This is a genomic window from Stenotrophomonas sp. NPDC077659, assembly GCF_050268705.1.
In the GTDB taxonomy this organism is placed as follows: Bacteria; Pseudomonadota; Gammaproteobacteria; order Xanthomonadales; family Xanthomonadaceae; genus Stenotrophomonas.
Genome location: NZ_JBNNHG010000156.1, coordinates 1 through 8,520, shown reverse-complemented (window position 1 = coordinate 8,520; position 8,520 = coordinate 1). Strand labels below are relative to the sequence as shown.

8 protein-coding genes and 1 pseudogene are annotated in these 8,520 nt (G+C 66.2%); 6 read left to right on the top strand and 3 right to left on the bottom strand.

The genetic code is table 11. From position 1 onward, the window contains the following. Positions 1 to 54: 54 nt before the first annotated feature. The 4 genes and pseudogenes from ACQKDV_RS16700 to ACQKDV_RS16685 form a co-directional block, all read left to right on the top strand. A pseudogene (locus ACQKDV_RS16700) lies at positions 55 to 477 on the top strand (OmpA family protein); the annotation flags it as partial. 220 nt (positions 478 to 697) lie between these two features. Further along, the gene (locus ACQKDV_RS16695; RefSeq protein ID WP_427785207.1) at positions 698 to 1,210 is read left to right on the top strand and encodes a hypothetical protein; all 513 of its coding nucleotides are present in this window, start codon (positions 698 to 700) and stop codon (positions 1,208 to 1,210) included. A gap of 20 nt (positions 1,211 to 1,230) precedes the next feature. Beyond that, the gene (locus tag ACQKDV_RS16690) at positions 1,231 to 2,040 is read left to right on the top strand and encodes a pseudouridine synthase (protein ID WP_427785205.1); all 810 of its coding nucleotides are present in this window, start codon (positions 1,231 to 1,233) and stop codon (positions 2,038 to 2,040) included. Positions 2,041 to 2,128: 88 nt separating this feature from the next. Further along, positions 2,129 to 2,464, top strand: coding sequence for a hypothetical protein (locus tag ACQKDV_RS16685; protein WP_427785204.1), 336 nt, complete (start codon positions 2,129 to 2,131; stop codon positions 2,462 to 2,464). A gap of 129 nt (positions 2,465 to 2,593) precedes the next feature. Here the strand turns inward: ACQKDV_RS16685 and kbl are convergent, their stop codons facing one another. Continuing rightward, a complete protein-coding gene (kbl, locus tag ACQKDV_RS16680; protein ID WP_427785203.1) occupies positions 2,594 to 3,805 on the bottom strand; it encodes a glycine C-acetyltransferase in 1,212 nt (403 codons plus the stop codon). Positions 3,806 to 4,010: 205 nt separating this feature from the next. Here kbl and ACQKDV_RS16675 point away from each other — a divergent pair, with 205 nt between their 5' ends. Next, positions 4,011 to 4,712 carry a TorF family putative porin gene (locus ACQKDV_RS16675; protein WP_427785202.1) on the top strand — a complete coding sequence of 234 codons (702 nt, stop codon included), beginning with the start codon at positions 4,011 to 4,013 and terminating at the stop codon, positions 4,710 to 4,712. 63 nt (positions 4,713 to 4,775) lie between these two features. Here ACQKDV_RS16675 and ACQKDV_RS16670 read toward each other — a convergent pair whose 3' ends face one another. Beyond that, a complete protein-coding gene (locus tag ACQKDV_RS16670) occupies positions 4,776 to 5,657 on the bottom strand; it encodes a hypothetical protein (RefSeq protein ID WP_427785201.1) in 882 nt (293 codons plus the stop codon). A 306-nt stretch (positions 5,658 to 5,963) separates the two neighbouring features. Beyond that, positions 5,964 to 6,986, bottom strand: coding sequence for an L-threonine 3-dehydrogenase (gene tdh / locus ACQKDV_RS16665; protein WP_427785208.1), 1,023 nt, complete (start codon positions 6,984 to 6,986; stop codon positions 5,964 to 5,966). Positions 6,987 to 7,279: 293 nt separating this feature from the next. Between tdh and ACQKDV_RS16660 the strand changes: the two genes are divergently transcribed. After that, positions 7,280 to 8,520: S46 family peptidase (locus tag ACQKDV_RS16660; RefSeq protein ID WP_427785200.1), on the top strand; the 1,241-nt coding region annotated here is incomplete at its 3' end.

The following is an 8,520-nucleotide window of genomic DNA, read 5'->3' as shown; positions in this document are numbered from 1 at the left end:
GACGAATAGGACTGGAACGCCTCTGCGACCTGGATGGCCAGTTCGCGGGTCGGCGACGACAAGTGCCCGAACTCGCAGCCGGGTCAGACCATCGGTCCGGACGGTTGCCCGGTGCCGGTCTCGATCGACCTGAAGGGCGTGAACTTCGACTTCGACAAGTCGAACCTGCGTCCGGACGCTGTGGCCATCCTGTCGGAAGCTTCGGAAATCCTGAAGCGCTACCCGGATCTGCGCGTTGAAGTGGCCGGTCACACCGACTCGAAGGGTACCGACGCTTACAACCAGAAGCTGTCCGAGCGTCGCGCCACCGCCGTGTACAACTACCTGACCCAGAACGGTGTGGACGCCAGCCGTCTGCAGGGCCCGATCGGCTACGGCGAGAGCCGTCCGATTGCCCCGAACACCAACCCGGATGGTTCGGACAACCCGGAAGGTCGCGCCAAGAACCGTCGTACCGAGCTGAACGTCCAGAACTGAGTTCTGACGCTCCGCCAGTAAGACACAGCAGGACCCGGCTTCGGCCGGGTCTTGTTGTTTGTGCAACCCGATAACGCATTGGGTACCTTGGAGAAGCGACCGTTCGTCGGCATTTTTCCCATTAAACCAACACGTTGGCGTATTCATTGAAAGTGGCGCTTGAAAGCTGTCGCTGCATTGCTACACTCGCCGCGTCACTTTCCTTTCGTGGATGCCCTTCATGCTGCGCTCTGCATCGGCCGCCGTCCTGGCGCTGGCCCTGGTTCCCGTCGCTCACGCAGCGGTCGATTGCTCGGTCAACACCAGCGCATCGCCGCTGCCCCTGCCGGCCACGGCCATCGCGCCTGTGGCCGATGAGCTGTACATCCGCGGCACCCAGCTGGGCATGTCCAGCGGCGTGCTGGGCAGCAGCTACGATCCCTCGCAGTCGCTGGACCAGGTGCTGCAGCGACTGCGCATCGATGGCTGCCAGAACATCGCCAAGGCCATCCCCAGCGCACCGGCGGTGAAGCCGAACGATCCGGCGGCCTACAAGCCGCAGACCGAGTTCGACAACACGCCGTGGCGCTTTGACATGAGCCAGAACGGCAAGCGCATGACCGCCGAGGAGTTCGACGCCTGGATGAAGGCGCGTGGCGTGCGCGTGGTCAAGGCGCGCCCGGCGCCGGCCGCTGCCGCCGCCCCCGCCGCCACCGAAGCACCGGCTGAGACCAAGCCGGGCGAGAAGAAGTAAGTCGCGCGGGGAGCAGAGGCTTGCGCACGCGCCGCCCTCCTGCCGCCCCCGCCGCCCGCTCCCACGCCCCGCGTGGGCGTGCGAAGCCTGCTGCCGCACCCAACGGCATCCGCCATGGCCTGGCGCGTGTGCTGTCCAAGGCGGGCGTGTGTTCGCGTACTGAAGCCGCGCGCTGGATCGCCGACGGTCGCGTGCGGGTGTCCGGGCGCATCGTTCTCGATCCCGAATTCCCGATTGCGCAGCCCGCGCCGCCCATCGAGGTGGACGGCCAGCCGCTGGGTGCGCCACGGCGTCTGTACCTGATGCTCAACAAGCCGCGCGGGGTGGTGACCACCGTGCAGGACGAGCGTGGCCGCGACACCGTCTACCGCTGCTTCGATGGCGCCGGGCTGCCCTGGATCGCACCTGTGGGGCGGCTGGACAAGGCCAGCGAAGGTCTGCTGCTGTTCAGCAATGACCCACAGTGGGCCGCGCGCCTGACCGATCCACAGACCGGGCCGGACAAGACCTACCACGTGCAGATCGACCGCCTGCCGGACGAGGCCACGCTGGCCGCGCTGCAGGCCGGCATCGAGGACGAGGGCGAGTTCCTGGTCGCCCGGGCCGCGCGCGTGCTGCGCAGCGGCGACAAGACTGCATGGCTGGAAGTGGTCCTCGAAGAGGGACGCAACCGCCATATCCGCCGCCTGCTGGCGGCCTTCGACCTGCAGGTGCTGCGCCTGGTCCGGGTTGCGATCGGTGGGCTGCTGCTCGGCGATCTCGGCAAGGGCCAGTGGCGGGTGCTGGAGGTCAGCGACCAGCAGCGGCTGGGGGCCGCTGCACCGGGCTGAAGCTGTGGCCCACGGCCGGCGGCTGCCGGCCACCGTTCCAGGTGCAGGGGGCGCCTGGCTTTCGATTCATTTGAACGGAGCGTTGCCCATGTACCCGACCCTCGACCGAACCCTGCGCTGCGCTGGCCTGTTGTTGCCGCTTGCGGTGCTGACCGCCTGCGGTGGGCACAAGAAAGTGACCAAGGCCGAAACCCCGCCGGAAACCCCGGTGGTGGAAGTGAAAACCCCGGAACTGGATGGCCGCGGCAGTTACCGCTTCATGATGAGCAACGGCGACCACAAGATGACCGCCGACGAGTTCGATGCCTGGATGAAGGCCAACGGCATCCGCGTGGCCAAGGGCAATGCACAGGACGCAGCCGCCAAGCCGGTGGTGGTTGCCAGCAAGGACGAGCCCAAGGACAAGAAGAAAAAGAAGAAGTAACGCGCGTCGCGCGCTGCGCCCCTGGTAGGTGCCGACCTTGGTCGGCACGCTTTGGCAAAAAGGGGACGGAGGGGATTAAGACGTTTGTGGCACAAACGTCTTAATCCCCTCCGTCCCCTTTTTGTCTTGTCAGCCCTTGATCACGCCCAGCTCCAGGCCGATGCGGGTGAACGCATCGATGGCGCGGTCCAGGTGTTGGCGCGTGTGCGCGGCGCTGATCTGGGTGCGGATGCGCGCCTGGCCCTTGGGCACCACCGGGAAGAAGAATCCGATCGCGTAGATGCCTTCTTCCAGCAGACGCTCGGCAAACTTCTGCGCCAGCGGCGCGTCGTACAGCATCACCGGGCTGATCGGATGCACGCCCGGCTTCACGTCGAAGCCAGCGGCAACCATCTTTTCGCGGAAGTAGCGGGTGTTTTCCACCAGCGTGCTGCGCAGGTCGTCAGCGGCGGCCAGCATCTGGAAGGCCTTGATGCCGGCGGCGACCACGTGCGGCGGCAGCGAGTTGGAGAACAGGTACGGACGCGAGCGCTGGCGCAGCAGTTCGATCACCTCGGCGCTGGCGCAGGTGAAGCCGCCCAGCGCACCGCCCATGGCCTTGCCCAGGGTGCCGGTGATGATGTCGATCTTCTCCAGCACGCCCTTCACTTCGGCCGAGCCGCGGCCGCTGGCACCGAGGAAGCCGGTGGCATGGCATTCGTCGATGTGGACCAGGGCGTTGTACTTCTTTGCCAGTGCGGTGATCTCGTCCAGCGGCGCGATGAAGCCATCCATCGAGAACACGCCGTCGGTGGTGATCAGCTTGGTCCTGCAGCCGGCCGCATCGGCGGCCTGCAGTTGCGCTTCCAGGTCGGCCATGTCGCAGTTGGCGTAGCGGAAGCGCTTGGCCTTGCACAGGCGCACGCCATCGATGATCGAGGCGTGGTTCAGGGCATCGGAAATGATGGCGTCGTTTTCACCGAGCAGGGGCTCGAACAGGCCACCGTTGGCATCGAAGCAGGCCGCGTACAGGATGGTGTCCTGCTTGCCGAAGAAGTCGGCGATCTGCTTTTCCAACTGCTTGTGCAGGTCCTGGGTGCCGCAGATGAAGCGCACCGAGGCCATGCCGAAGCCGTGGGTATCCAGTGCGTCCTTGGCTGCCTGGATCAGGTCCGGGTGGTCAGCCAGTCCCAGGTAGTTGTTGGCGCAGAAGTTGAGCACGGTGCGGCCATCGTCGAGGGTGATCTCGGCCGACTGCGGGCTGGTGATGATGCGCTCGGACTTGAACAGGCCCTGGGCGCGGATGGCATCCAGTTCCTCGGCATAGTGGCGGGTCAGCGGGGCAGAGGTGGCGTCGCTCATGTCAGGCGGTCTTCGGCACGGGAAACCGGTGATTTTACCCGCCGGCGCACCCTCCCGGGGGCAGGTGATCCGGCGACCCGGGGGCCTGGCCGGGCCTGCCCCGGGCAATGGTTTCGTCCGTCATTGTTGCATCGCAATATCAATACGGTTAAAAAACCGTAAACACCCGCCGCACCGCCCACCCCCACGTCCGGAGAGACCCCGCATGAACCACGCCACGCGCCGTACCGCCGCCGCTGTGCTCTGCGCCGCCCTGCTTGCCCCGTTTGCCGCCAGTGCCCAGGACGAGGCCGCATCACCGTTCAGCTGGAACATCACCGGCGTCTCCGACTACCTGTTCCGCGGCGTGTCGCAGACCGATGAAAACCCCACCGGCCAGGCTGGCTTCACCTACACCTCGCCCGTTGGCCTATACGCGGGCGTCTGGGGCTCGGGCGTGGATTTCGGTGAGGGCAGCCCGGATTTCGAGGTCGACTACTTCGTCGGCTACAACATCGACTTCAGCGAAAACGTGAACTTCGACGTGATGCTCAACCGCTACACCTACCCGGGTGCCAGCGAGCTGGCCTACAACGAGCTGATCACCAAGACCAGCTTCGCAAAGAACTACAACCTCACCGTGGCCTACACCAATGATGTGTGGAACAGCGGTACTGATGGCTGGTACTACGCGGTGGGCGGCGAGTGGCCGCTGCCGAACGACTTCGCGATCACCGCCAATGTCGGCCGCAGCACCTTCGAACACGGCCTGGCCAAGGACTACACCGATTTCAATGTCGGCGTCAGTCGTCCCATCGGCATGGTCAACGTTGGCCTGGGCTTCTACGGCACCGACGGTAACGGCCGCGACAATTCGGGCAAGCTGGCCGACAACCGCGTGGTGCTGACCGTTTCGGTCGGCAAGTGATGCGGCGCTGCTGACGCCCACGGGAAAGGCGCCCGATGGGCGCCTTTTTCATTGAGCCTGCCCTTACTTGGTGGGTACGGCAAGTGCGTTCAGCCAGGCCTGCCAGTGCTGCGTGAGCGTGGCGACATCGTTGCCCAACTGCAGCGCGGGGCCTGATTTTGCCAGCCAGTCGTCGAACGACTGGCCGTCGGCCAGGGCCAGGCTGATCTGGCCCAGCACGTCAGGGCAGCCACTGCGCTCGATGAGGAAGTCGGCCAGCGCCAGGCTCTGCTGGTAGAACGCCGCCAATGCCGCCCCCGTATCGCCGCTGGCCGTCATGACTGTCAACCCCGATGCACTGCTGCTGCCGCCACCGGTCAGTGCCGCGCGGCGTGCGGCGTCCACTGGATGTGGGGCTTGCAGGAAGCGGGGCAGGTCCTGCACGTGAGGCGAAGGAACGCTGAGCAGGGCGTGGTACTGCTGGCGGCGTTCGGCCAGCATCGGGGGCGGTTCCATCAGGATGGCGGCGGCTTCGTCCAGCCAGTCCGGCGCAGGCGTGGCGTAGTGGAGGCTGCCATCGTCCGTCGGCCCCGGCCAGAACCGTGCTTGGTACAGCGAATGACCGATTTCGTGCGGCAGCACGTCCCCCGTGCTGCGGGAGACCCGCGCTACCAGTTGTTCGACTGCCGCCGCGGACAGCTTGGGCTGGGTGCGGCGCAGGTTTTCCCGTAGCAGGGTGCTCTTTTCCGCCGGCGAGGCCCAGACGCGCACCCAGGGCAGCCCGCGCTCGGTCTGGAACGCATCGCGCGCCTGTCGCGGCATCGCCGCGGACAGGATTACTGCGCCGAAGGGAACGTCAGGGCTGAAATGGCGCTGGAAGGCGGATACCGCTGCCGCGGTATCGCGGGCGGCCTGTTGTGCGCTGGCCTCATCCGCAGCGTAGAACCAGCCGTCGGAAGTGGCCACGCAGGCCAGCGGCACAGTCCCGGGTGGGGCAGGGCAGTCAAGTGTTGCTGAGGGTGCGGACAGCAGTACAGACATCAGAGCCGGCAGGTACATCCATTTGCCTCGCGGTCGGGTCGTGCACGATGGACCCGCCGGCAGTGCAGTTGGTTCCCGAACGGCCTGCCGTGAACGAACAAGGCGCCCGATGGGCGCCTTGTTCATTCCTGCAGCATTCCTGACCCCGGCTGGGGCAGAGCCCCCTTGTTGTTCAAGAGGCGCGGGGAAAAGGGAACCGTCGCGGATTCAACGTGGCGAAGCCGCGATGAATCAGTTCCAGCTCAGCACGACCTTGCCTGCCTTGCCTTCTTCCATCAGGTCGAAGCCCTTCTGGAAATCGTCGATCGGCAGCTGGTGGGTCATCACCTTGCCCAGCGGGAAGCCGGACAGCACCAGCTGGGTCATCTTGTACCAGGTCTCGTACATCTTGCGGCCGTAGATGCCCTGCACGGTCAGGCCCTTGAAGATGATCTTGTCCCAGTCGCAGCCGGCGCCCTTGGGCATGATGCCGAGCATGGCGATCTTGCCGCCGTGGTACATGCAGTCGAGCATGTCGTTGAAGGCGCGCGGGTTGCCGCTCATTTCCAGGCCGACGTCGAAGCCTTCCATGTGCAGTTCCTTCATCACGTCCTTCAGCGACTGGTTGGCCACGTTCACCACGCGGGTGGCGCCCATGTCGGCCGCCAGCTTCAGGCGGAAGTCGTTGACGTCGGTGACCACCACGTTGCGCGCACCGATGTGCTTGCAGATGCCGGCGGCGATGATGCCGATCGGGCCGGCACCGGTGATCAGCACGTCCTCGCCGATGACGTCGAATTCCAGTGCGCAGTGTGCGGCATTGCCGTACGGGTCGAAGAATGCGGCCAGCTCGGACGGGATCTGGTCGGGGATCGGCCACAGGTTGCTGGCCGGCATCACCATGTATTCGGCGAAGGCACCGTTGACGTTGACGCCGATGCCGACCGTGTTCGGGCACAGGTGCGGGCGGCCGCCGCGGCAGTTGCGGCAATGGCCGCAGACGATATGGCCTTCAGCAGACACGCGCTGGCCGACCTCGTAGCCGGTGACGGCCGAGCCGAGGGCAGCCACGCGGCCGACGAACTCATGGCCGATGGTCAGGCCCGGCTTGATGGTGCGCTGGCTCCACTCGTCCCACAGGTAGATGTGCAGGTCGGTACCGCAGATGGCGGTCTTTTCCAGCTTGATCAGGACCTCGTTCGGGCCGGGCGTGGGCACCGGAACCTCTTCGAGCCAGATGCCCTTGGCTGCTTCGCGCTTGACCAGGGCCTTCATCGTTTGCTGCGCCATCGGGTGGAACTCGTCAGGGGGAAAACGCGGATTATAGAGGGCTGCGCGGATTTCCCATGTTGCGCTGCGGGTGCATTGGCGGAACGAAAGGCGTGCGCCGGCGGGCGTTTCGAACGGCGCCGCCGCGCTCGCCGGGCATGGCCCGGCGCTGCCGGAGCGGGAAATCGTACGGGTAGCGCCGGGCCATGCCCGGCGAGCCGGGGCCCATGACTTACGGGGTTCGGGGCGGGGCAGGGCGGCGGGCTACAATCGAGGGTTCCACTACCAGGGGCCGCTCGATGCGCTCGAACCTGCTTGCATTCTCCGTCGTCGCCAGCCTCGGGCTGGTCCAGGTCGCCCATGCCGCTGAAGGCATGTGGGTGCCGCAGCAGTTGCCGGAAATTGCCGGCCCGCTGCAGAAGGCCGGGCTGAAGCTGTCCCCGCAGCAGCTGGCCGACCTGACCGGCGACCCGATGGGCGCGGTCGTGGCGCTGGGCGGCTGCACCGCCAGCTTCGTCTCCCCGCAGGGCCTGGTGGTCACCAACCACCACTGTGCCTACGGCGCCATCCAGCTCAATTCGACCGCGCAGAAGAACCTGATCAAGGACGGCTTCAACGCACCGGCCCTGAAGGACGAACTGAGCGCCGGCCCGAACGCGCGCGTGTTCGTGCTCGACCAGATCACCGACGTCACCGCCCAGGCCAAAGCAGCCATCGCGGCGGCCGGCAACGACCCGCTGGCCCGCAGCCGCGCGCTGGACGCCTTCGACAAGGCCCAGGTGGCCGCCTGTGAAGCCGATGCCGGCTTCCGCTGCCGCCTGTACAGTTTCTCCGGCGGCAACACCTATCGCCTGTTCCGCAACATGGAAATCAAGGACGTGCGCCTGGTCTACGCGCCCCCGGGCAGCGTCGGCAAGTTCGGCGGCGACGTCGACAACTGGATGTGGCCGCGCCACACCGGCGATTTCTCGTTCTACCGCGCCTACGTCGGCAAGGACGGCAAGCCGGCGGCGTTCTCGGCCGACAACGTGCCGTACCAGCCCAGGCACTTCCTGAAGTTCGCCGACCAGCCGCTGGGTGCCGACGACTTCGTGATGGTGGCCGGCTACCCGGGCCGCACCAACCGCTACGCCCTGGCCGGTGAATTCAACGAGACTGCCAGCTTCACCTACCCGACCATCGCCCGCCACTACAACGCGGTGCTGAAGATGATCGACGAAGCCGGCAAGGCCGACCCGGACGTGAAGGTGAAGTACGCTGCCACCGCCGCCAGCATGAACAACGTGGCCAAGAACTACCTGGGCCAGCTGGAAGGCTTCAAGCGCATCGACGCGGCCGGCCAGAAGCAGGCCGAGGAAGCCGCCGTGCTGGCGTGGCTGAAGAAGCAGGGCGCTGCCGGCAAGCCGGCCCTGGCCGCACACGCGCAGCTGCTCAAGCATCTGGATACCAGCAAGTCGACCCGCGAGCGCGACCTGTTTGTCGGCAGGTCACATGCAGACCGGTCCAGTACAGCCAGGTCAGCGGCTGGTCGAGCCAGTGC